We start from the raw sequence: 23,049 nt of genomic DNA on the forward strand, positions 1-23,049 counted from the left end.
CTTGCCTTAGTTCTAAGCATGGCGTCATGCAATTCTTTATTTAAAGAAGAGCCAGAGAAAGAACCTATAGCTAGAGTAGGAGATTCTTATTTATATAAGGATGATGTTGCAAATTTAATTCCTCAGGGTTTAAAAGGTCGCGATAGCGCTGCCTTCGTCGTTAATTACATCAACAATTGGGCATCTAAGGAGCTTCTACTTGATAAATCAAAAATAAACATTCCTGAAGAGCAGCTTCAAGAGTTTAATAGGTTGGTAGATAACTATAGAACAGACCTCTACACCAGGGCATATTTAGAGGCCTTGGTACAACAGTCTTCAGATACATCTGTGACCAAGGAAGAGTTGCAAGGATTTTATAACAATGAAAAAGAAAACTTTAGGCTCAGTGAAAAATTGGTGCAATTGCGATTTGTTGCATTACCACTTCAATTTTTGGATAAGGATATTGTTGAAACCAAACTTAAAAGTTTTAAAGCAGAGGATAAGAATTATCTAGATTCGATTGCTGTACAATTTAAAAAGCTTCATTTTAATGATTCTATTTGGGTAAGCGCATCACGTTTGATCGAAGAAATTCCGCCGTTGACATCGCAGAACGAGGAGAAGTACTTAAAAAATTCACAATTTTTTGAATTGCAGGATTCAATCGGGGTATATTTGGGAAGGGTGAGCAATGTACTGGATATAAACGACACCGCACCTTTGTCTTACGTTACTCCAGATATAAAACAGATTATTATCAATCGCAGAAGACTTTCACAAATAAAAAAAATAGAGACAGAAATTATTGATGAGGCCATCAAGAAAAATGAGTTTGAGATTTATGGAAAAGATTAGAAAAAATATAGGACTATTATTTGTAGTGATTTTTACTTCAGCTTTTGGTCAAGAAGCAACAAATGAAACTTTAGTAACCGAAGTATCGGTAAAGGATAGTGTGGTTGCAAAAAGAATGAAATTAGATGGTATTGCTGCCGTAATCGGTGACTATGTAATCTTAGATTCTGATATCGAAAAAACACTGGTCGACTTAAGAAATCAAGGAGCCTCTACTGAAGATGTGACCCATTGCCAGTTATTGGGTAAGCTAATGGAAGATCGTTTGTACGCGCATCAGGCGGTTCAAGATAGTCTTCTAGTTTCTGATGATCAGGTCAATGCAACCAGCGATAGACAAATTCAACAATTGGTGCAGCAAGTGGGTTCTATGGAGAAAGTGCTAAAATTCTATAAGAAACCCGATATAGAGAGTTTTAGAACAGAACTTTTTGAAATAAACAAGCTTCGTATTCTTTCAGAGAAAATGCAGACCGAAATCACTAAGGATGTAGAGGTGACTCCAGAAGAAGTAAGGCAGTTTTTTTATAGAATACCCGAAGAGGAACGTCCTATTTTTGGAGCGGAGTTAGAGATTGCCCAAATAGTTAAACAACCAAAAGCTCCTGAAGCCGAAGTTCAAAAAATAATAGATAGGTTAAAACGTATTAAGCAAGATGTAGAGGAGAATGGTTCTAGTTTTAGAATTAAGGCGGTATTAAATACCAGGGATGAGCCGTCTAGGGCTAATGGAGGGTTTTATACAGTTACCAGACAGACGCCATTTGTTAAAGAATTTAAAGACGTTGCTTTTAGTTTAAGAGAAGGTGAAATTTCAGAACCTTTTGAAACCCAGTATGGATACCATATTATAATGGTAGAAAAAATTAGGGGTAGAGAGGTAGATTTAAGGCATATCTTAATGATTCCTGAAATTCCAGATAGCGCAATGAAAGAGGCTGCGAAAGAACTTGATAGTATTCGTAATCAGCTTTTAGACGGAAAGTATACATTCGCGGAAGCAGCGCAAAATTTTTCGGATGAAAAAGAAACTAGAAATGATGGGGGGGTACTGAGAAACCCTATTGATTTTGGTTCTCGATTTGAACTCACAAAAATGGACCCAACACTTTATAATCAAATACGTGATTTAAAGGATAATGAAATTTCAAGGCCACTTAGAGAAGACGACCCAAGAGGAGGAGCACCTAAGTTTAAAATCATGAAAATTACAAATAGGTATGATGAGCATAAGGCAGATTTTGCCCAAGACTATTTAAAGATTCAAGAACTCGCACTTCGAGAAAAGCAATATAAAGCGATTAAAGAATGGATGGATGAGCATATTGAAGACACCTACATTCATGTAGACGCTGAAAATAGGGATTGCGATTTTGCCAACAACTGGGTAAAAGAATAAATTAATGTCAGATGTAACTGCCATCCAAAACTTGGTTGAAAAACACCAGGCCTTAAAAAATGAAATTTCAAAAGTAATTGTTGGTCAAGACGAAGTTATTGACCAGATTTTATTGGCTATTTACACGGGAGGCCATGCCTTGTTGATTGGCGTACCTGGGTTAGCAAAAACTTTGATGGTGAACACCATTGCACAAACCTTGGGGCTAGATTTTAAACGCATTCAGTTTACTCCAGATTTGATGCCAAGCGATATTTTAGGGAGCGAGGTTTTAGATCAAGACCGAAATTTTAAATTTATCAAAGGCCCAGTTTTCGCCAATATTATTTTAGCTGATGAAATTAACCGTACACCTCCAAAAACACAAGCAGCTCTTTTAGAGGCTATGCAAGAAAGAGCTGTTACCATTGCTGGGCAGCAGCATAAACTAGACCTTCCTTATTTTGTTTTGGCAACGCAGAATCCTATCGAACAAGAAGGCACCTATCCTTTACCAGAGGCCCAGCTAGATCGTTTTATGTTTGCTATCAAACTTGAATATCCATCGATTGAAGAAGAAATACAGATTGTAAAATCTACTACTTCCGATAGTTCAGTGATACTTAACACCTTGTTTAGTGCAGATGCAATTAATGAAGTACAGCGTTTGGTAAGACGTATTCCTGTGCCCGATAATGTGGTGGACTATACCGTTCGTTTGGTAAACAATACTCGTCCAAATATGGAGAATGCCTCAGAGTATGTTAAAAATTATATTGATTGGGGTGCAGGCCCTAGAGCTTCTCAAAATTTGGTGTTGGCAGCAAAAGCGCATGCTGCGATCAATGGAAAGTTTTCGCCAGACATCGAAGATGTAAAAGCGGTAGCCATTGGAATATTAAGGCATCGTATTCTCAAAAACTATAAAGCAGAGGCTGAAGGGGTCTCAGAAGAAATTATTATCGAAACACTTTTATAGCTGAGGTTAAAATAAAAGTGAGCTTCAAATTTTTACTATTCCTTAATTTTTCTTGAATACGGAATTAAAAGTTTTATACCCCCATTTCTATTTCGTAATTTTAACAACTATAATCTTCAAAACTACATAGCAGAATGGCGTTTGACATCGACATGATAAAGAAAGTTTATGCTACCATGGGAGAAAGGGTAGACATAGCAAGAAAATTGGTTGGAAAACCGCTAACCTTAGCAGAAAAAATACTGTATTCCCACCTTTGGGACGGAAATCCGGATAAAGTTTTTACTAGAGGAAAAGATTATGTTGATTTCGCTCCTGATCGTATTGCCTGTCAAGATGCAACGGCCCAAATGGCGCTTTTGCAATTTATGCAAGCTGGTAAACCAAAGGTAGCGGTGCCGACGACTGTGCATTGTGATCACTTGATTCAAGCTAAAAGTGGCGCTGCAGCTGATTTAAAGTCTGCAAACAGTACGAGTGCCGAGGTATTTGACTTCTTAGAGTCGGTATCAAACAAATATGGAATAGGTTTCTGGAAACCAGGTGCGGGAATTATACATCAAGTGGTGTTGGAAAACTACGCGTTCCCTGGAGGAATGATGATAGGAACGGATTCACATACGGTAAATGCAGGTGGATTAGGAATGGTCGCCATCGGTGTTGGTGGTGCCGATGCCGTTGATGTAATGGCAGGCATGGCATGGGAACTTAAATTTCCCAAACTTATCGGTGTAAAGTTAACGGGTACCATCTCAGGATGGACCGCACCAAAAGATGTTATTCTAAAAGTTGCAGAAATCCTTACTGTTAAAGGTGGTACCGGAGCTATTGTGGAATATTTTGGCCCTGGAGCCAAGGCTTTATCCTGTACCGGAAAAGGAACAATTTGTAATATGGGTGCAGAGATAGGGGCTACAACTTCTACTTTTGGGTATGATGAATCTATGGAACGTTATCTAAGAGCGACCGATAGAGCAGATATTGCAGATGCAGCTAACGAAGTAAAAGAGCACTTGACCGCAGATGATGAGGTATACGCAAACCCAGAACAATATTTTGATCAAGTAATAGAAATTAATCTGTCTGAGTTAGGCCCATTGTTAAACGGACCTTTTACGCCAGACCTTTCTACCGAGGTAGGAACTTCTATGACCGAAAAAGCGACTAAGAACGATTGGCCGATTCAAGTAGAGTGGGGATTAATAGGTTCTTGTACGAACTCTTCTTATGAAGATTTGTCAAGAGCTTCATCCATAGCACAGCAGGCTTTGGACAAAGGGTTGAAAATGAAAGCAGAACTGGGTATTAATCCAGGTTCTGAACAAGTGCGTTTTACAGCGGAAAGAGATGGAATTTTGGGCATTTTTGAAAAGCTCGATGCCAAGATATTTACAAATGCCTGTGGACCTTGTATTGGCCAATGGGCAAGATATAATGACCCGAAAAATGCACCTAAAAATAGTATTGTACACTCGTTTAATAGAAACTTTGCAAAACGTGCCGATGGTAATCCGAATACACACGCCTTTGTAGCCTCTCCTGAACTTACAGCTGCAATTGCAGTAGCAGGTAGATTGGACTTCAATCCGCTAGTCGATACGTTGATCAATGAGAATGGAGAGGAAGTAAAGTTTGATGAACCAACAGGTTGGGAATTGCCACCAAAAGGTTTTGATGTAGAAGATGCTGGTTTCGTTCCGCCAATGGAAGATGGTAGTGGGGTACAAGTAGTGGTTTCTCCAAGTTCGGAAAGATTGCAGTTGCTTGAACCGTTTACTCCAATGCAGCCAGAAAGTTTACAAGGGGTTAAACTGCTTATTAAGGCATTTGGTAAATGTACGACGGATCATATTTCAATGGCCGGACCATGGTTACGTTTTAGAGGGCACTTAGATAATATCGCAAATAATACCCTTATTGGGGCGGTAAACGCTTTTAATAAGAAAACAAATTTTGTTAAAAATCAATTGACCGGTGAATATGGTGCCGTTCCAGATACGCAAAGGGCTTACAAAGCAAAGGGTATCAAGTCTATCGTAGTCGGGGATCATAATTATGGCGAAGGTTCTTCACGAGAGCATGCGGCAATGCAACCAAGACATCTTGGCGTGGGTGCCGTATTGGTAAAATCGTTCGCAAGAATCCACGAAACCAATCTTAAAAAGCAAGGCATGCTTGGTTTAACATTTGCCAATGAAAATGATTACGACCTTATACAAGAAGATGATACTTTCAATTTTATAGATATTGCGGAATTTGCACCTGACAAGCCATTGACTCTAGAAGTCGTGCACAGTGATGGCAGTAAAGACACAATTATGGCAAACCATACCTATAATGATGCACAAATAAACTGGTTCAAAGAAGGTTCTGCTCTTAATGTAATTAAGAGAGAGAACGCACAGTAACTAATATTTATGGAGACTCCTGATTTTTCAGGAGTTTCTTTTTTTCAAGCAAATACATATTAATGAAAACAAGAAAAAAGACAGTACTTAATATTGTTCTAATACTCTTTATACTTTCTTTTTTTGTTACCCCTTTAGGCCATTACGGGAAATTATTTTTAAACCAACTTTTTGCATTTTCCCCACCTATTGTCGAGGAGGCAAATCGGGAAAAAATAACCAATTATTCTTGGCGGTTAAAAGACGCCGATTGGAATTTTTTCAATTTTGATAGGTCAAAAGGGAAAGTGGTTTTTATTAATTTTTGGGCTTCCTGGAGACTCCCCTCCGAGGCAGAATTAAAAAGTGTTCAGGCATTGTATGATGATTATAAAAACAAAGTGGATTTTTACATCATCACCAATGAAAATAGACCTCCCGTTAAAGAATTTATGGAGAAAAACGAATTTAGTTTCCCTGTAACCTATCTCATAATTGGCGATAAATCTTCAGTTAAAGCTCCAGAAAAACCACCTCATACATATATTATCGATAAAGATGGGTTTATTGCAGTAGATAAAGAGGGAATTGCCGATTGGAATACCAGTAAGGTAAGAACACTTTTAGACGACTTACTGGCAAAGTAGATTCATGATACTTAAAAAAGGGCAGCTTTCTGATGCAATTTTGATATTGCTGATACTGTTATTTTTGTTTACACCTTTAGGTTTTTATGCAAAAGTGCAGTTGATGCGTTTGTTTTCATTTGCCCCAAGTATTGAAAAACAGGAAACATCTCAAAAACTTACGGACTATAATTGGCAGCTTGTTGATGTTGAGGGGAATCAAAGTAATTTCAGTATCAATCGTGGTGAGGTTATTATTATAAACCATTGGGCTACTTGGTGTCCGCCTTGTATTGCGGAAATGCCCAGTCTAGTGGCCTTGCATGAGGACTATGGAGAAAAAGTGAGATTTATTTTTCTGGCGAATGATGATAGCGAAAAAGTTCGATCTTATTTAAATAAAAAAGACTACGCAATACCTGTGTTTTTTGAAAATACTCAAACCCCTACCGCACTTAAAGCATCAAGCTTACCGACCACCTATATTTTGGATAAAAAAGGAAATATTGTGCTAAAAGAAATTGGCGCGGCCGATTGGAATGCTAAGGCAGTCAAGGATTTATTGGATACTTTGCTAGTTGAGCATTAGCCTATCGCTTAAAATATTTAAAAGGAACAAAGAGCATTCCGAAGCATTCACCATCTTTTTTACCCAAGTGTTTATGATGGATTTTATGGGCACGTCTAACTCCTTTGGCGTACCAATTATTGGCATTTCTGAACATTTTAAAGCGTTGGTGAATAAAAATGTCATGAACCATAAAGTAAGCAATACCATAAGCTAGAATTCCAAAACCTAAGGGCCAACCATACCAAAATGTGGTTTCTGCACCTAGGTAAAAACAAATCATACTAACAATCGCATAAAAAATAAAAAAAGCATCGTTTCTTTCAAACCAAGAATCATGGTCTTTTTTATGGTGATCTTTATGCAAACTCCATAAAAAACCATGCATGACATACTTATGGGTAAACCAAGCCATAAACTCCATAATGGAAAAAGTACCTAGAAAAATGACGATTCCGATAATAATATTCATTTTAAACTAATTGTAATTTATAGTTAACATATGATTTTGCGAGTAGCCCAAATTTTTGGTAATTGGGCACCCTTATTCTGGTATTCTTAATTTCAAGAGGCGGTGTTTTTTGTAGTTTCTGTAGCAGCTTGTTGTAATACTTGTAGGCTGTGTAAACCCCGAATTTAGCTTCTGCCGGTAATTTTACGATTCCTGAATAACCTAATTGGAAATCTGCCCTAATCTCATCTACAATTCGTTTTTTAGAGGCCTCATCTAACTCCAATAAATTGGTGTTAGGAAAATAAGAACGTTCTAAAAGCTCATAGTCATCCTTCAAATCACGAAGAAAATTTACTTTTTGAAAGGCGGAACCTAAAGCCATTGCCGACTCCTTTAAACTTTCATATTTTTCTTGGTCGCCATTCACAAAAACACAAAGGCACATCAGACCGACCACATCGGCAGAGCCATAGATATATTCTTTATACTCTGCATTAGTTCTGTATTCTTTCTTTGCCAGATCCATTCGCATGCTTTTCATAAAAGAGGCGACTAAATGATGTGGTATACCGTATTTATGGTAGGTATGCTGAAACGAATTCAGAATAGGGTTCAGGCTAATCTTATCGGTTAAGGCTTTTTCTAATTGATCTTCAAAATCATTGAATAGAACTTCTTTATCGTAGCTATGAAAGGTATCTACAATTTCATCTGCAAAGCGCACAAAACCATAAATATTGTAAATGTCACATCGTATTGAGGTGGCAAGCATTTTAGTCGCAAGGGTAAAAGAAGTGCTGTAAGATTCGGTTACAATCTTGCTACAGCTATAAGATACATTGTCAAAAATGGTTTTCATTTTCTCTAGTGTTTGTTGATAATTAAATCGGCAACCAATTTACCAGAGATTAATGCCGGCGGTACCCCGGGGCCTGGTACAGTAAGTTGACCAGTAAAGAACAGGTTCTTTACTTTTTTACTTTTTAGGTTTGGTCTTAAGAAAGCTGTTTGCGATAACGTATTGGCCATACCATAGGCGTTTCCTTTATATGAATTGTATTCTTCGATAAAGTCGTTCACACAAAAGCTTTCCTTAAATATAATGTTATTTTTCACTTCTTGTCCAGTACGTTTTTCAAATCTATCAATGATAATATTAAAATAATTACTGCGTAACTCGGGCGTATCCTCTAGGTCTGGAGCGATGGGAATAAGGAAAAATCCTGTCTCACAATTAGTTGGAGCCATACTTTTGTCTGTAACCGAAGGAAAATTAGCATAAAATAACGGCATGCTCGGCCATTGTGGATTATCGTAAATTTCTTCGGCATGTTTTTCAAAGTCCGTATCAAAAAACAGATTGTGATGGTTTACATTGGTCAATTCTTTGTCGAAACCGACATAAAAAAGCAAAGAAGAGGGGGCATAAGTTTTTTTGTTCCAGTAGTTTTCAGAATACTGCCTAAATTTTTTATCCAAAAGGGTTTCTGAATGATGGTAGTCGGCACCGCTAATGACCCAATCACTATTGAATGTCTTGCCATTGGCTACAATACCTACTGCTTTTCCGTTGGTAACCACTATTTTTTCAACATTGGCATTGGTTTGTATTGTAACGCCAAGTTCTTCGGCCAGACTTCGCATTGCTTTTATTACTTCATACATTCCTCCTTTTGGGTGCCAAGTACCAAGGCCAAAGTCGGCAAAGTTCATAAAACTGTAAAAAGAAGGTGTTTTACTGGGTTTGGCCCCTAAAAACAATACTGGGAACTCTAACGTTGAAACCAACTTAGGGTTTTTGAATCTCTTTCTAACTTCTTGACTAATCGTCTTAAAGAATTGGTCAACACGAAGCACCGTTTCTTTGGTAACCAGTTCAAGTGGTGAGAGACCTGGTTTTAAAACTATTTTGTTTATGGCTATATCGTAATTGGTTTGTGCTTTGGAGATAAAGTTTTTAAGATGTACTGCACTTCCGGGTTCGATTCGTTCAAATTCCACACATATTTTATCCATACAATCACCTATGGTAATGGTATCATCAGCAAAGAAAATCTTGTAAGCAGGATCTAATTTATCAAGTTGGTAATAATCTGAGGTCTTTTTATCAAAGGCGGCAAAAAATTTTTCGAAAATATCTGGCATCCAATACCAACTTGGTCCCATATCAAAAGTAAAACCGTCTTTTATTAGCTGTCTTGCCCTACCGCCAACGGTAATATTTTTTTCAAATACAGATACTTTAAATCCTTCTTTGGCTAAATGGCACGCCGCAGATAGTGACGAGAAACCGGAACCGATTATCGATATAGTATTCATTTAGGGTATGACGGTGCTTAAAGAGAATTTGTTAATCGCTCTATAGAGCTGAATGTTTGAATGTAATCTGGTAAATCCACATGAGATAAATGTTGAATTTGGTGCCCGAGTATCCATAGTTTGCTATTGCCAGTATGTCTTAAATTATCGGCAAATTCAGAAATATACTTTTCTAGATTGTCTTTGTTTGGCGAGACTGTAAAGTATGAAATAAAATGAATATTCTCATAATATTTTAAGAGGTCAACAAGGCTGTCAATTGGCATACTTTGCCCTAGATATATTGATTTATAGCCTCTAAGAACGATTTCATAATTAAGATATAGCAAGCCTAATTCGTGTATTTCATTTTCGGGTAGAAACAGTGCAAATACTTTATCTTTTTTGGTGGGCTCTATAATTTGAAGCTTCTCGGTATGAATAAATATTTTCTGTTTGATTAAATGCGTGATAAAGTGTTCATGAGACGGACTAATGGTATCTGTCTGCCATAAAAGGCCGAGCTCATTCAATAAGGGTATAAAAACTTCATTAAAGATTTCCCTAAAAGAGCGTTCGTTCAATAAACTATTATACGTACTAAAAAACAGGTTCTGATCAAAATTTATCATAGCCAGTTTAAACGCATTGATAGCATGGCTTTTTTCACTGTTTTTAGCAACTATTTCACGAACAATAACTGGTATTTCATTCTCTGCGATTCTCGCAATCTTTGAGATTTTATAGCCGTTATTGTAGAGCAATGTGATGTTTAATAGCTTTTGAAGGCTTTTTAAACTGTAAGTTCTTATGTTGGTGGTTGTTCTTTCCGGATTTAATAAATTGTAACGTTTCTCCCAAATTCGTATGGTATGTGCCTTAATACCAGAAAGATTTTCCAAATCTCTAATACTGAAATGCTTCTTAACGTTGTTCATTATTTTTTAATAATCGTTAAACAAATTTACGATTAATACAATGCGAACTTCAAAAAGGGTAGTTAAAATTTTAGAATTCCTTGAATTGTCTTTTAAACAGTGGTCTAAATGGGTATTATTTTACTAAAAAATCCCTTAGTTGACCTAAGGGATTCAAGTACCCACGACTGGAGTCGAACCAGCACGTTCTTGCGAACACTACCCCCTCAAGGTAGCGTGTCTACCAATTCCACCACGTGGGTATAATTTAATAGGCTGCAAAAATAGTTAAAATCAAAATATTAGAAAGAACATTTTATCCGCATAAGCGGATTTAAACTTTTTTATCTAAGATTCGTTTACTGTTTTTGAAAAAGTCGTGGATTTAAAATTACACGGTAAACAGGGTAATCTAATCTTATTGCAAGTGGTATTTTTGTTTCGTTATTTAAAATATTAAGATGAATACTTCAAGATTAACACGAATAATATCAAAGCAAATTATAGGTCAATTAAGAATTTTATTGATTTTGGTTTCTATGCAAGTGACCGCTCAGAACGATACTATATGGTATGCAGATAACTGGAAAGTAACGGAGAAACAAGATGCCAAATTTTATCGAATTCCCGTGGAAGAAAAGAACGGTCTTTTTCTCATGCAAGATTTTTACATAAGTGGTAACAAGCAAATGGTCGGTACCTCAAAACGCCCTAATGTTGATGTTTGGCAGGGTAAGGTGACTTGGTATAATGAGGACGGTACCATATATCAACAAGGAAATTATATCGACAATAAATTGGAAGGAGAGTTTATCACTTTTTTAGGCGATAAAAAGTTAAAGGCCATTTATAAGAATGGACGTTTTTTGTCCGGTAAGCAAAATGTTGATTTTTCTTCGGGCAAGTATTACAAAGAGCTAAAAAAGGATACTTTAATTGAAATCACGTACTCAAATGGACTAAAAGGTAGGCGTACAGAGCGTTTTTCGGTAAAAGATGCAACCTATTACAGCGCAGTGTATGCAAAACATTTTGATAAAAACGGAGACTTAATTACCGAGGTAAGTTATGATAACGGAAGCCCTGTAGAGGGAGGAGAGGTTTATTTTTACTCAGGTACCGACAGCATCAATACCATTAGCTATTACAAAAACAGTAAATTTTTAGGAACTACATTTTATGACCGAAAGGGCCAGGTTAGAGAAAAATTTTATTTAGAGCCAGAATACAAATCGGTTTATTTCTCAAAAAACGGTAAAAAACTTGATAGCATCATTTATGAAGTTAAAGACGGAAGGTTATCGCCCTACAACGGAAAAAAATATTATTACAAGAGCAATAAAGAAAACAACGAAATCATAGAGATTACCAGTATTTACAATTACACAAACGGTAGCTTGGGATGGACGAAAGTTTTTGAGGAGAATAAGCTTTTCTCATATACCCTTTACAACGATAAAAATGCCACTGATAAAATTATATATTACGACAAAAAAGGAGCGCCTAAAGATTCTCTTTTGTATAAAAACTATGTGCCTTTCAATGGTACGGAGTATACAAAGGGCTATGGAATAAGAAAATATGAAGATGGTAAGGTAGTAGAGGAGACCATAAAATATCGAAATATTGATAAAGTCTTCAAATACAGAAAGGGACTATTAGAAACTTTTTATGATAAAGAAGGAAACCAGATTGCCGTAATGAGGCTAAAAAAAGATAACTATTATGCATTAGAAGAAGGCACACAGCTTACAATAGATTATTTAGATAGAATTACCTCTGAAATTACATATAAGAACGATAAGAAGGTAAAAGAAGCCTACATCAGTTATGCAAGAGAAAGTGATCTTGGTTATCGAGAAGAGACTTTTTTTGATACTGATGGATACAGTTATATAAAGAAAATCAAATATTATGCAAATGGTCAAAAGCAGTCAGAAATCGATTATAATAGATATACTGAAAAATTTGGCAAGTATTATGATAAAGATGGCTCGCTTTTAGGTAGTTACGACTATGAGAGCAAAGATGGAAAACTGTATGAATTTTTCTATCATTCTGACCAAGTGCAAAAAATGGCGGAATGGAACGATGGCAAATTGGTTCGTCTACTTCGTTATGAAGATGAATATATAAGAGGAAGTCAAGACAAAAGATATTTACTTTTAGAGGATATAGACGTTACAAAAGAGGCTCTTATCTATGCAAGGGACGGAAGTTTGTTATCAAAGTTGACCTATAAAAATGGAGAACCTTTTGAAGGTACTTTTTATGATTATCAAACAAGAACAAGGGTTACCTATCAGAACGGAAAACGCAATGGAAAGTACGAAAAGTTCGATTATGGAACCCATGTAATAGAGTCTGGCAATTACACAGCAGGTTTAAAAGAAGGAAAATTCACTTTTTATAATTTTTCCGGTATCCTTACCCATTTTATCAATTACAGTAAAGATAAAAGAGAAGGTGAAGCAACATATTTCAATGCAGATGGCACGGTTGCTTCTACAATGAATTTTGAGAATGATTTGCCTTATGATGGAAAACAAATTATTAGGGATTATGGTGGTGCTATTACCGAGGTTTATGCAAAGGGGAAGTTAGTGAGTAAACTTCAAGAGAATAAGACGGGTGATATTTATACTGTTTATAGCGGTGATGATGAAGAGCACGTAACGGTTTATTACCCTTCAACCCAAGTGAAGAAGTATGATTTTACCACAAAGAGAAGTGTGTTAAACGGAGAGGTAACCCGATTTGACGCTAATGGAAAAGCAATGCATACCGCAAATTTTGTTGATGGAAAATTTAAAAGTGGAGAAATTTGGGTGTTGCCAAATTCGTATGATCAAAAAGATCTAGAAAAGATTGTCTGTAAAAAAACGGATGCCTTGTATGAAGTTGGCTTTATTTCAAAATCAGGTGATGAAGTCTTTAAGGCAAAAGAAATCGCTCAAGTCGGTATTCAATCACATATTGAGAAACTTAATCTAGGTCTTACTTATATCAATTATCAGAATTTATATTAAAAATATCAACTTGTTTAAAAGCCTAAAACGCCATCTATTGCAGATGGCGTTTTTTTATGTTTATTAATTACTTTCATAGATTTTTATTCTGCCTTGCTCCGATGTTTAGTAAGCAGGGGTTTAATTTTAATTATTAAGTGTTTAATTGAGAATTGAAAATTATAATACGCACCAGAAATAACCAGGTCATTAAATATTTAAAGTAATTTTCATTCCTTTTTGAATAGCCATTCTACGCTCTTGATTTAAAAAAACAGATGATTTTTATTATAGTAAGAATGACAATCTCTTTACCTGTTACTGAATTCCAATTAGTAATGCTTTTGTTATTTAAAATGAAGTCTTACTGAATAGAAGCTATCTGTCTTCAATATTCCTTTATTTCTTAAAAGAGAGACATTGATTGTTGTTTTCGCCGCAATTGTAGTGTTTTTCAAAAGACTTACTCTTTGGCACAAGCCTGTATGTTTTTAAATGCAATAGATAACAGGGCTTGTTTAGGCAAATAATTCCCGTTGGTTCATTTCTCCCATCTTAACTTTAAAGAACAAAAAACCGGCCCAAAGCTATGCTTATAGACCGGTTACCCAACCAACTAACCAAATGTTTATTCCATTTTATAGGTTACATAAATCGTAATATATTCTTGATAGGTATTACCGTAGCTATTCCATAATTCCATCTGGGTGTTGGTGTCCGAGATAGAAACGATATCACCTAATTTTTTGCCGGCTACTTTACATACACCAGCGGCATTTTGTTTGGCATTTTCTAAGGCGGTTTCTAAAAGAGCTTCTTTTTTCTCTTTGGTAATTACTCCTTTAAATTGATACTGCACAGAAACCCCGGTCATTTTAACTTTAGCCAGACTTTTGATTTTCTCTTCCGAGTCGGTCTCTAATTCTAGTATCGTGCCGTCTCTTTGATAGCCGTAGGCTAGAAAATCCATTTGCTTCTCGGTAAACTCATTGGAATCCAAACCATGAATTTTAAGCTCTTTAAAATACTTGTCCTTTAATTCATCTAGACTTTTACATGTTGGGTCTGAGTAATACAACTGTTCCATATTTAGCGATACTCTTGCCCTATAAAGGGCAGTAGTTCTTTCAACTGGTGTTCTACCCGAAACGGAAACTGTATTTTTTTCAGCGCTTTGCAGCTGTGCAGTGCACCAAAATGAGCACAAAAGCACAATAAACAGTCCAATTTTCTTCATCTTTTTCTTTATTAGAATTAGGCAATAGTGAATAAGAAGGATGCTACGATCATCCAAACACCTACTATTATCCCTAAAATGCCAAGCTTTCCTTGTTTTGGTGCAATTTTGCTTCTAATTTCGGCTGCTTTCTCTTTGGCCTTTTCATTCTTTCCTAAGAAAAGTTTGTTCATTAAACCAAAACCAAGCATAAATCCAAGCGTCGCTTCAACGATACTGCCAGCTAATAGGGTAATCCACCAAATTGGGGCAGATGTTAACCATCCAATATTCAAGATGCTCGTTACAATACCCCAAACACCCCAAAAACAGAATACTAAACCTATCCATCCTTGATAAGGCTCAATTTTTTCTAATAATTCTTTGGCGTTGGGTTTTTTAGACAATACTAATGAAGGCACTGCTATAATGCTCAGAAGTACAAGGGTGATTCCATAAATCATAATACTAAAGGTTTTAAATTGTTTATGAAGCAAATTTGCGCACATAACGACCTTAAAACAGCCCTAGTTGTAGTAGAAATGACATCCCTGAAAACAGGGTGGTAAGAACAAAATGACTAGAATTGGTGTTCTTATTTGCTTGGAGTTATTCTTCTAGCAATCCAAGTTTTATGGCATATCTAGTCAATCCGGCAAGGTTTCTAACATCAAGCTTAGAAATAAGGTTTTTCCGATAACTTTCAATAGTATGTTTACTCAAGAATAGCTTGTCGGCTATTTCTTGCGTGGTATATTCTTCCGCAATTAGTTTTAGCACCTCTTTTTCCCTTTTTGATAGTGATTCGATAAGTGATTGTTCGTTAGAGAACATTCCTTTTAAATACACATCCTTAATACTTTGAGAGAAATATTTATCACCTTTTAATATACTTTCAATGGCCTCAAGTAATTCGTCTTTTTCTGCATTTTTGGGTACATAGCCATCTACATTATCCTTGGTAAGCGTTTGTACTGTCATCGAATCATGCAACATGCTTACTACTAAAGTTTTTGTTTTGGGGTGCTTTACTTTGATATGCTGGTTAAGCGCTATGCCATTTAAATCTGGCATATTAACGTCGGTTATGACCAGATCTATAGGTTCTTCAGCATTATTGATATCTAAATATTTAGCAACATTTTTTCCGCTATTGGCCGTTAAAATAATATCGTATTCTTTTTTAGCGCTGAGTATACTTAAAAGACCATCTAAAAACATTTTGTGATCGTCTGCAATAATTAATCTGTACTTTTTCACTTTACGAATCTTTTAAAGGTATTTCTATAGTCACTACGGTTCCTCGATTTGGTGTACTATCTAACATTAACCTAGCATTCAAGTTATGTAATCTATTTTCAATATTTTTTAGCCCTATACCTTTTCTTAAATTTTCCAACTCAAAACCTTTGCCATCATCTTCAAAAATCAATTGAAACAATCCGTCGTGAATGTTAAGGTGAGCTTCAACACTGTTTGCCTCTGCATGTTTAATGGTATTGGTAAACAGCTCTTGTATGATCTGATATAATTCAACTTTTAGCTTTGGCTCTAAATCATTTACCGTTTCTTTTGGATGGGCGGAAAAACTAATTTCAATCTCCGAATTCTTTTCGAGCTGATTTATATAGTTTTCCAATAAGGAAATAAATGCATTTTGATTAAATTTTTTAGGCACCAAATCATGAGAGATATCCCGCACCAGTTCGTAAGTATCGTTGACCTGAGCCATAACTTCTTTTTGAAATTTGGTGTCTTCTTTCAAATTGGCCAATTGTAGTTTAATACCGGCTAAATTACCACCGATACTATCATGAAGTTGTTTCGCTATTCTATAGCGCTCTTCTTGCTGGGCATCTAAAGAGGCACGGGCAAGTTCCAATTCTTGAGAACTTAAAAGTGAAGCGATTTTTTGAGAATTCAACTCTTCTTGTTGTTGGTTTAGCTGACTTTGGGTCTGCAATTTTTGATAATAAACAAAAAGAAGCGCTATTATAGGCACCAATAGTACCAAAAAGCCATATAAAAAAGCCTTTTTAATGGTTTTTTGACGTTCAATTTCGCTTTGCTTGGCCAATTGTTCTTCTTTGAGTTCGTAGATCTGATTTTCTTTCTGTAGGGTTTGATACTTTATTTCTATTTCTTTTATAGCCTTGCTATTCTGCTGTTCTAAAATTTGATTGGATACCCTTAGGTATTGCGTCATCAAATTATAGGCATTCTCGAAGTCCCCTTTTTTCTGATAGGTAATACGTAGACTATTGATTATCTTTTTTTGAAGCTCAAGTCGATTCCATTGCATGGCATTGGCGTAGGCCATTGAGAGCGCCATTTCGGCCATTTGAAACTGTTCTAATTTAGTACATACCTTGCCATAGTCAAGCACAGCTTCGGTATAAATATCAAAATATTTTTGATCGAGGGCATCGGCCATGGTGTTTTCAAAAAAGGTAAAGGCATGGTCGTTCTTATTTTCCATCGCCGCCAATCTACCAAAACTTAGATTTACCCAAAGTTTTAATCTAGGGGAATCCATATCCGACAGAATAGTTTTGGTTGACTCAAAATATTTTTTAGCCAAGCCAATATCTTCTCTTTGAAGGGTTATCGTACCCAAATAGAAATTAGACCTGGCTCTAATGGTATTATCAGTGCTGTTTTGTAGTAATTCGGAAAAGATGACCTTGGCTTCTTCATAAGAACCTTTTTGCACATAGGTTTCCGCGAGTCCCATTTTTAGATTTATGTGCTCTTTTTCGTATTCTGAGAAATTTGTTTGTGACGTACCTTCGATATATGCTTTTAGTGCTTCATCAAGAAGGCCATTTAGATAATTGCCTTTGCCCAATAACAATTGCCCCCGAGCTTTATTTAGTTGAATATTTTTTAATTCTTTGCTTTTTAATGAGACCAGGCCGTTAATAAGATTTCCATAATATATCGTTGAATCTCCGTTGCCATGTTTTTGATGTTCATTTCCGATATGGTACAAAAGATTTGCTCTCTCATTAGTTTCTGAGGTATTCATCAAAGCTTTGTAGAGCGAATCATTTATTACGTCAGGGGTATGCCCATAGGCCTGAAAGCGAACACTTTCTTGAGCGTTTGTAATAAAATGAAAGAGTATGGTTGCAGCAATGGCGCAGACGATACTTCTATTTCCTTGGACGATTATCAAATTATACAAAATAAGGGAATAAAAGTAAGATATTTAAATATGGAAGTACTCCCTGTTTTCCGTGAGAGCCATACTTAAGATAGCTTTCTAAAAAGAAAAATGTTGTAATCGAATAAATACGGGTTGAAATAATACGTTATTCACGTAGTCCAAAATGGTTAGTTAAGGGAGTTATGTTGGACTTTTTCGATATAAAACCCAGTATTTTCAAGTAACTGTTTTACATTATACCAAAATACCTTTGTGGTGAAAAATTTTGAAGGATTAGGGCTCGTTAAAGTATTCAGTTCTTCGATATTAAACTTGCTTTTTTCAACATTTTGCTCTTGACTAAGGTCCGTGAAACCCATGGTCCATTCTGAAAAAAATCGTTCTTGACAGGGGCTTTCGTTTAATACCTCTACATTTTCGTGCCTAATGTCGTCATCGATATTATGGAATAACTCTTTGACATCCGTTTTATCACCTTCAATAAGTTGTACAAAGTAACCGCTTCGATATACAAGACACCCGGTTATATTTTTTTGCTGATTATTTTTCCTTGAAGTATCGACTAATTCTCTGATATCTTCTAAAGATATATCGCTCATAGCCTCTGAGCAGCAGGTAAGTTGGTAAACATAAATTATTCCTTGTACAGTAAAAATGTAAGAAAAGTATTATATTTTGAAAAATTCTTAGAATGGATTATTTTTAAAGATTAACTGTTGCAATTCTAAATTGAAGTCCACAAAAAAACCTCCAACTAGTGTAACTAATTGAAGGTTATGTGACCTGACTGGGGCTCGAACCCAGGACCCTCTCCTTAAAAGGGAGATGCTCTACCAACTGAGCTATCAGGTCATTTCGCTTTTTATGTTTTGACTATTGCCCTAAAGCGGCTGCAAATATAATATCAATAATTTCATTTTTCAACCTGAATTAATAATAAATTTGTCTTTTTTTTTAATAAGTGTTCAAATAGTAGAAATGAAGGTTGTTTTAGTGGGTTATATGGCCAGTGGAAAATCGACAATAGGTAAAGAACTGGCGAATACTTTAAGAATTGACTTCGTTGATTTAGATAAAGCAATAGCTGAAGAGGCAGGGCTTTCAATTACTGAGCTATTTAAGAAGAAAGGAGAGCTTTTTTTTAGAAAAACCGAAGCACTTGTCTTGGAAAAGTTGCTTCATAGTAATAAAAGTTTTGTCCTTGCTACAGGAGGAGGTACACCTTGCTACGGAAATAACATGAAAATTATTACTGAAAATGCCTCAACTTCCGTTTACTTAAAGTTATCAATACCATCATTACTTGATAGAATTAGTAAAGAAAAGGAAACAAGACCATTGGTCGCAGGTATCGCGAACGATGATTTACCTGAATTTGTAGGCAAGCACCTTTTTGAAAGAAGTATGCACTACCAAAAGGCGGATAGTATTGTTACCTGTGAAGCTAAAACAGTGAATGAAGTAGTAGAAGAAATTAAAGAAGTACTAGGCTAAATAGACCAAATCATTTTTGGCCTTAAACTCTACTTTAATATGCTCGTTTAGTGAAGTGGATAGTGAAATACCTTTATAATCAGCTTTTACAGGATATTTTTTATGATTTCTATTCACTAGAACTGCTGTTTTCAACTGTTTCAAAGGAGTCTTTAAAAAATGATGTACTCCATAAATCAGGGTTGTTCCTGAGTTTAAAACATCATCTATAAGCACTATAGATTTGTTTTGATATTCGCTTTCATTCAGCGAAGTAGTAACCCCGCTCTCTAAAGGATTTTTCTTATTCATAGAAACTTTACAGAGCACGATATCTGCTTGCGTAATCTTTTCAAGTACTGATTTTATCTTCTTTGCAAAACTGAGACCACCACCATCGATACCAGCAATAATCAGTTCCGTTTCATCTACATTTGCCTCATATATTTGGTAGGCAATTCGTTTTATTTTATGTTGAATCTGTTTGTGTGTAAGAATTTTATCTATCATAGCGCCATGTTTCTTTCCAAAGATAAAGAATAGACTTATTCCGATTCGTCTAAATAGTCATCGATGTTTCTCCTATCTTTTTTTGTTGGGCGACCAGCACCCTTTTTTCTATAGTAATCCTTAGAAAATTTTAATAATTCATTGTGCTCAAATGCCTCTTTGGGTGTGGTGTCTTTTCTATACATATCTACCAACTTGGCCCCAACCCTACTTTCAGGTATATCCAATACCTCTAAACGGTAATCGATTTGATTTTTGCGCACAATTATTTTATCAGTGGGGTAAACCTCTTTTGAGGGTTTTATAACTTGATCGTTGACCCTAACGTGCCCTTTTTTACAGGCCGTGGTGGCTATGTTTCTAGTTTTAAAATAGCGTACGCTCCATAAATACTTATCAATACGCATAGATAATGCTAATCTTTGTTAAGGTAAAGAACAAAAATAGCTGAAAATCGTATCTTGCGCCTTCAATAAAAAAATGAAAATGAAAAGAATTTTAAGTGTTCTAGGCATCGCACTTTTGTTTATGTCCTGCGGGAATGATGATGAAAATAATATTCAAGCCGTACCACCACGTTTGTTAAGTGAAGTAGAACCTGAGAATAGAGCGGAAATCATTTCATTTCTTAAAACTCATTTTTATAACTATGAAGAGTTTCAAAATCCTCCAGCAAATTTTGATTTCAAAATTAAGTTGGATACGATTGCTGGAGATAATGCTGATAAAACTCCATTGATACAACAGGTAGATTCTGCTATTATTGACGTATCTGCACTTGAATTTGCTCTAAGTGATGGAGAAGAAAATATCCCTCATCAATATTATTATTTGCAGGCTCGGGCAGGGGTTGATACCAGAGATAATCCGTCTGTAGCGGATTCTGTCTTTGTACGTTATGAAGGTAAACTGCTAGACAGATCGTCGTTCGATGGCTCCACCGTTAGTCCAGTTTGGTTTGATTTGTCTAGAATTCAAGCTCCACTTCAAGGTTTTAGGGGTTTCTCTGAGGGAATGGTCAATTTCAAACCTGGCGGAGATGCTATTATTAACCCAGACGGAACTTTCGCCGTTGAAGATTATGGGATAGGAATGATGATTTTTCCTTCTGGTTTAGGTGGTTTTAATTCCGTTAGTGGAGGAATTCCGCAGTATAGTCCGCTTATTTTTCAAATAGATCTTTTCACCATTAATAAGACAGACCATGATGGAGATGGTATACCATCAATTGATGAAGACCTGAACGGAAATGGATATCTTTATGATGATAATACCGACGAACAAGCTGAAATAGATGCAGGACTTCGTTCTTTCACGGTTAATTTTTTAGATCCTGATGATGATGATGATGGGGTTTCTACCAGAGAGGAAATATCTGATGCCGATGGAAATATTATATTTCCTTATCCAAGTACTGGTGGAGTACCAGATTATTTGAATCCTGATGTGCAACGAACTTCTGACGATAATTAATAAAATAAAAAAGCCTCGATTACTTATCGAGGCTTTTTTATTTAAACAATATGAAGTTGTATTTATATCTTCAGGGAAAAGCTTAAAATAAGTTGATCCGGTCGGGTATCTACTCTATCTTCTCCTAATTCAGTAATATTATTGTTGATAAAATTAATTTCGTTTTCACTAAAACCACGTTCGTAGCGTAAATCAATTCCAAACTTGCCTAGGTTTACTCCGGCACCAATATTAAGTCCTACTGAAAAATCGTTCTCAATATCATCAATAGTAATACCGTCAAATTTTGTGTTTAGTATATACTGAAAAGAAGGCCCTGCAAAAACATGAAGTGGGCCAATTACTTTTGCACCCAGTAATACCGGTACATCCAACTTTTGAATTTTTAAATCACCTTCGTCATAGCCAGATTTAGTACTTGTGTAAACCAGTTCTGGTCTTAAGTAGATTCGGTTACCAAGTTTACCGTAAAAACCGACATGGTATCCGGCGTTTCGATCAGGGTTTTCAAAAGCCTGCTCAGCTGACTTAAAATAATCACCGTTACCGTTGTAATTGAGTCCAGCTTTAATACCAAATCCTGAACCGCTTTGTGCGAAGGCACTTGCACTAAAAAGAGCAACTACCACAATCATAAGTGTTTTTTTCATTTTGTTCCGTTTTTTAATTATGCGAAAAGAGGTATCAAAGACGATACCAAACTCGATAATCGAGATTTAATTTGCCCAGTGTTTCATCTATTGTTCTTGATTTTTTCAATAATCAAAAAATTTTAGGATTACTAAGAGGGTAAACTATTTTCTTTTCATCACTTTTAAAACGGCGGCCTCAATGGCTTTATTGTTTAGGCCATATTTTTCCATTAATTGTTCTGGGGTTCCACTTTCGCCAAAAGTATCTTGGGTGGCGATAAACTCTTGTGGGGTAGGGTGGTGTGAGGCAAGGGTTCTTGCAACACTTTCTCCCAGTCCGCCAAGATAATTATGCTCTTCAGCAGACACCACACAGCCCGTCTTTTTCACAGACTTAATGATTGCTTCCTCATCCAATGGCTTTATGGTATGTATGTTTATAACCTCAGCAGATATACCTTGATTCTCTAAAGCTTCCGCCGCAATTAAAGATTCCCATACCAGATGACCGGTGGCGATAATGGTAACATCTGTTCCTTCGGTAAGATGTAATGCCTTCCCAATTTCAAATTTTTGGTCCACGGGCGTAAAGTTGGCCACCTTCGGTCTCCCAAAGCGTAGGTAAACAGGGCCATGAAGTTCGGCAATGGCTAAAGTAGCAGCCTTGGTTTGATTGAAATCACATGGATTTATAACAGTCATGCCAGGTAACATCTTCATCAAGCCAATATCCTCTAGAATCTGATGCGTAGCCCCATCTTCACCTAAAGTTATGCCTGCATGAGAGGCACAGATTTTTACGTTTTTATCTGAGTAGGCTATAGATTGTCGAATTTGGTCATAAACACGACCGGTTGAAAAGTTGGCAAAAGTACCGGTGAAAGGTATTTTGCCACCAATAGTTAAGCCAGCGGCAATGCCCATCATATTAGCCTCGGCGATACCAACCTGAAAAAAGCGCTCAGGATTTTCATCAATAAAGGTTTGAATCTTTAAAGAGCCTACTAAATCTGCACATAATGCAACAACATTAGGGTTGGTTCTGCCTAATTCGGTCATTCCATCACCATAACCACTTCTCGTATCTTTTTTTCCTTGATCTGTATATTTTGTCATCTTGT

At 36.1% G+C, this 23,049-nt stretch carries 22 protein-coding genes and 2 tRNA genes; 9 read left to right on the forward strand and 15 right to left on the reverse strand.

The window, feature by feature from the left end; genetic code table 11:
* Window positions 1–18 precede the first annotated feature (18 nt).
* The 6 genes from ACFSQJ_RS00305 to ACFSQJ_RS00330 all read left to right on the forward strand — a co-directional run bounded on the left by ACFSQJ_RS00305 (window position 19) and on the right by ACFSQJ_RS00330 (window position 6,799).
* Window positions 19–840: a peptidyl-prolyl cis-trans isomerase gene (locus ACFSQJ_RS00305; RefSeq protein WP_377764754.1), complete on the forward strand. Its 822-nt coding sequence runs from the start codon at window positions 19–21 to the stop codon at window positions 838–840.
* On the forward strand, window positions 827–2,239 hold the full coding sequence (locus ACFSQJ_RS00310; RefSeq protein ID WP_377764755.1) for a peptidylprolyl isomerase: 1,413 nt from the start codon (window positions 827–829) through the stop codon (window positions 2,237–2,239). Before ACFSQJ_RS00305 ends, ACFSQJ_RS00310 begins: the two co-directional genes overlap by 14 nt.
* A gap of 4 nt (window positions 2,240–2,243) precedes the next feature.
* Window positions 2,244–3,197: an AAA family ATPase gene (locus ACFSQJ_RS00315; RefSeq protein WP_377764756.1), complete on the forward strand. Its 954-nt coding sequence runs from the start codon at window positions 2,244–2,246 to the stop codon at window positions 3,195–3,197.
* 134 nt (window positions 3,198–3,331) lie between these two features.
* Window positions 3,332–5,605 carry an aconitate hydratase gene (locus ACFSQJ_RS00320; RefSeq protein WP_377764757.1) on the forward strand — a complete coding sequence of 758 codons (2,274 nt, stop codon included), beginning with the start codon at window positions 3,332–3,334 and terminating at the stop codon, window positions 5,603–5,605.
* Between the two features lie 62 nt (window positions 5,606–5,667).
* A complete protein-coding gene (locus ACFSQJ_RS00325; protein WP_377764758.1) occupies window positions 5,668–6,231 on the forward strand; it encodes a TlpA family protein disulfide reductase in 564 nt (187 codons plus the stop codon).
* A 4-nt stretch (window positions 6,232–6,235) separates the two neighbouring features.
* Window positions 6,236–6,799, forward strand: a complete 564-nt coding sequence (locus ACFSQJ_RS00330; RefSeq protein WP_377764759.1) for a TlpA family protein disulfide reductase — start codon at window positions 6,236–6,238, stop codon at window positions 6,797–6,799.
* Between the two features lies 1 nt (window position 6,800).
* Here the strand turns inward: ACFSQJ_RS00330 and ACFSQJ_RS00335 are convergent, their stop codons facing one another.
* From ACFSQJ_RS00335 to ACFSQJ_RS00355, 5 genes are all read right to left on the reverse strand, one after another.
* Window positions 6,801–7,250, reverse strand: a complete 450-nt coding sequence (locus ACFSQJ_RS00335) for a beta-carotene hydroxylase (RefSeq protein WP_377764760.1) — start codon at window positions 7,248–7,250, stop codon at window positions 6,801–6,803.
* Window position 7,251: 1 nt separating this feature from the next.
* Entirely contained in the window at window positions 7,252–8,091 is an 840-nt protein-coding gene (locus ACFSQJ_RS00340; protein WP_377764761.1) for a phytoene/squalene synthase family protein, read from the reverse strand.
* A gap of 5 nt (window positions 8,092–8,096) precedes the next feature.
* Window positions 8,097–9,551: a phytoene desaturase family protein gene (locus ACFSQJ_RS00345; RefSeq protein ID WP_377764762.1), complete on the reverse strand. Its 1,455-nt coding sequence runs from the start codon at window positions 9,549–9,551 to the stop codon at window positions 8,097–8,099.
* 17 nt (window positions 9,552–9,568) lie between these two features.
* Entirely contained in the window at window positions 9,569–10,468 is a 900-nt protein-coding gene (locus tag ACFSQJ_RS00350; protein WP_377764763.1) for a MerR family transcriptional regulator, read from the reverse strand.
* Between the two features lie 158 nt (window positions 10,469–10,626).
* A tRNA-Leu gene (locus ACFSQJ_RS00355) sits at window positions 10,627–10,710 on the reverse strand.
* A gap of 198 nt (window positions 10,711–10,908) precedes the next feature.
* Here ACFSQJ_RS00355 and ACFSQJ_RS00360 point away from each other — a divergent pair.
* Complete coding sequence (locus ACFSQJ_RS00360) at window positions 10,909–13,476, forward strand: toxin-antitoxin system YwqK family antitoxin (RefSeq protein WP_377764764.1); 2,568 nt, start codon at window positions 10,909–10,911, stop codon at window positions 13,474–13,476.
* Between the two features lie 607 nt (window positions 13,477–14,083).
* On the opposite strand, the gene ACFSQJ_RS00365 is transcribed toward ACFSQJ_RS00360, so the two are convergent.
* From ACFSQJ_RS00365 to ACFSQJ_RS00390, 6 genes are all read right to left on the reverse strand, one after another.
* Complete coding sequence (locus ACFSQJ_RS00365) at window positions 14,084–14,692, reverse strand: SIMPL domain-containing protein (protein WP_377764765.1); 609 nt, start codon at window positions 14,690–14,692, stop codon at window positions 14,084–14,086.
* 17 nt (window positions 14,693–14,709) lie between these two features.
* A complete protein-coding gene (locus ACFSQJ_RS00370) occupies window positions 14,710–15,135 on the reverse strand; it encodes a hypothetical protein (protein WP_377764766.1) in 426 nt (141 codons plus the stop codon).
* Between the two features lie 145 nt (window positions 15,136–15,280).
* Complete coding sequence (locus ACFSQJ_RS00375) at window positions 15,281–15,931, reverse strand: response regulator (protein ID WP_377764767.1); 651 nt, start codon at window positions 15,929–15,931, stop codon at window positions 15,281–15,283.
* A 1-nt stretch (window position 15,932) separates the two neighbouring features.
* Entirely contained in the window at window positions 15,933–17,849 is a 1,917-nt protein-coding gene (locus ACFSQJ_RS00380) for an ATP-binding protein (protein WP_377764768.1), read from the reverse strand.
* 158 nt (window positions 17,850–18,007) lie between these two features.
* A complete protein-coding gene (locus ACFSQJ_RS00385; protein ID WP_377764786.1) occupies window positions 18,008–18,496 on the reverse strand; it encodes a BLUF domain-containing protein in 489 nt (162 codons plus the stop codon).
* Between the two features lie 123 nt (window positions 18,497–18,619).
* A tRNA-Lys gene (locus tag ACFSQJ_RS00390) sits at window positions 18,620–18,692 on the reverse strand.
* 126 nt (window positions 18,693–18,818) lie between these two features.
* Here ACFSQJ_RS00390 and ACFSQJ_RS00395 point away from each other — a divergent pair.
* Window positions 18,819–19,334, forward strand: a complete 516-nt coding sequence (locus ACFSQJ_RS00395) for a shikimate kinase (protein WP_377764769.1) — start codon at window positions 18,819–18,821, stop codon at window positions 19,332–19,334.
* Here ACFSQJ_RS00395 and ACFSQJ_RS00400 read toward each other — a convergent pair.
* A complete protein-coding gene (locus ACFSQJ_RS00400) occupies window positions 19,326–19,823 on the reverse strand; it encodes a phosphoribosyltransferase domain-containing protein (protein WP_377764770.1) in 498 nt (165 codons plus the stop codon). The two genes, ACFSQJ_RS00395 and ACFSQJ_RS00400, sit on opposite strands and share 9 nt — an antisense overlap.
* 35 nt (window positions 19,824–19,858) lie before the next feature.
* A complete protein-coding gene (locus ACFSQJ_RS00405; RefSeq protein WP_377764771.1) occupies window positions 19,859–20,230 on the reverse strand; it encodes an RNA-binding S4 domain-containing protein in 372 nt (123 codons plus the stop codon).
* A 79-nt stretch (window positions 20,231–20,309) separates the two neighbouring features.
* On the opposite strand from ACFSQJ_RS00405, the gene ACFSQJ_RS00410 reads away from it, so the two are divergent.
* Entirely contained in the window at window positions 20,310–21,296 is a 987-nt protein-coding gene (locus tag ACFSQJ_RS00410) for an FKBP-type peptidyl-prolyl cis-trans isomerase (protein WP_377764772.1), read from the forward strand.
* Window positions 21,297–21,358: 62 nt separating this feature from the next.
* Here the strand turns inward: ACFSQJ_RS00410 and ACFSQJ_RS00415 are convergent, their stop codons facing one another.
* Together ACFSQJ_RS00415 and ACFSQJ_RS00420 are read right to left on the reverse strand one after the other, a co-directional pair.
* On the reverse strand, window positions 21,359–21,946 hold the full coding sequence (locus tag ACFSQJ_RS00415; RefSeq protein ID WP_377764773.1) for a porin family protein: 588 nt from the start codon (window positions 21,944–21,946) through the stop codon (window positions 21,359–21,361).
* A 144-nt stretch (window positions 21,947–22,090) separates the two neighbouring features.
* Window positions 22,091–23,044: a transketolase family protein gene (locus ACFSQJ_RS00420; protein ID WP_377764774.1), complete on the reverse strand. Its 954-nt coding sequence runs from the start codon at window positions 23,042–23,044 to the stop codon at window positions 22,091–22,093.
* Window positions 23,045–23,049 lie beyond the last annotated feature (5 nt).

It is taken from the genome of Croceitalea marina (assembly GCF_042684265.1).
In the GTDB taxonomy this organism is placed as follows: Bacteria; Bacteroidota; Bacteroidia; order Flavobacteriales; family Flavobacteriaceae; genus Croceitalea; species Croceitalea marina.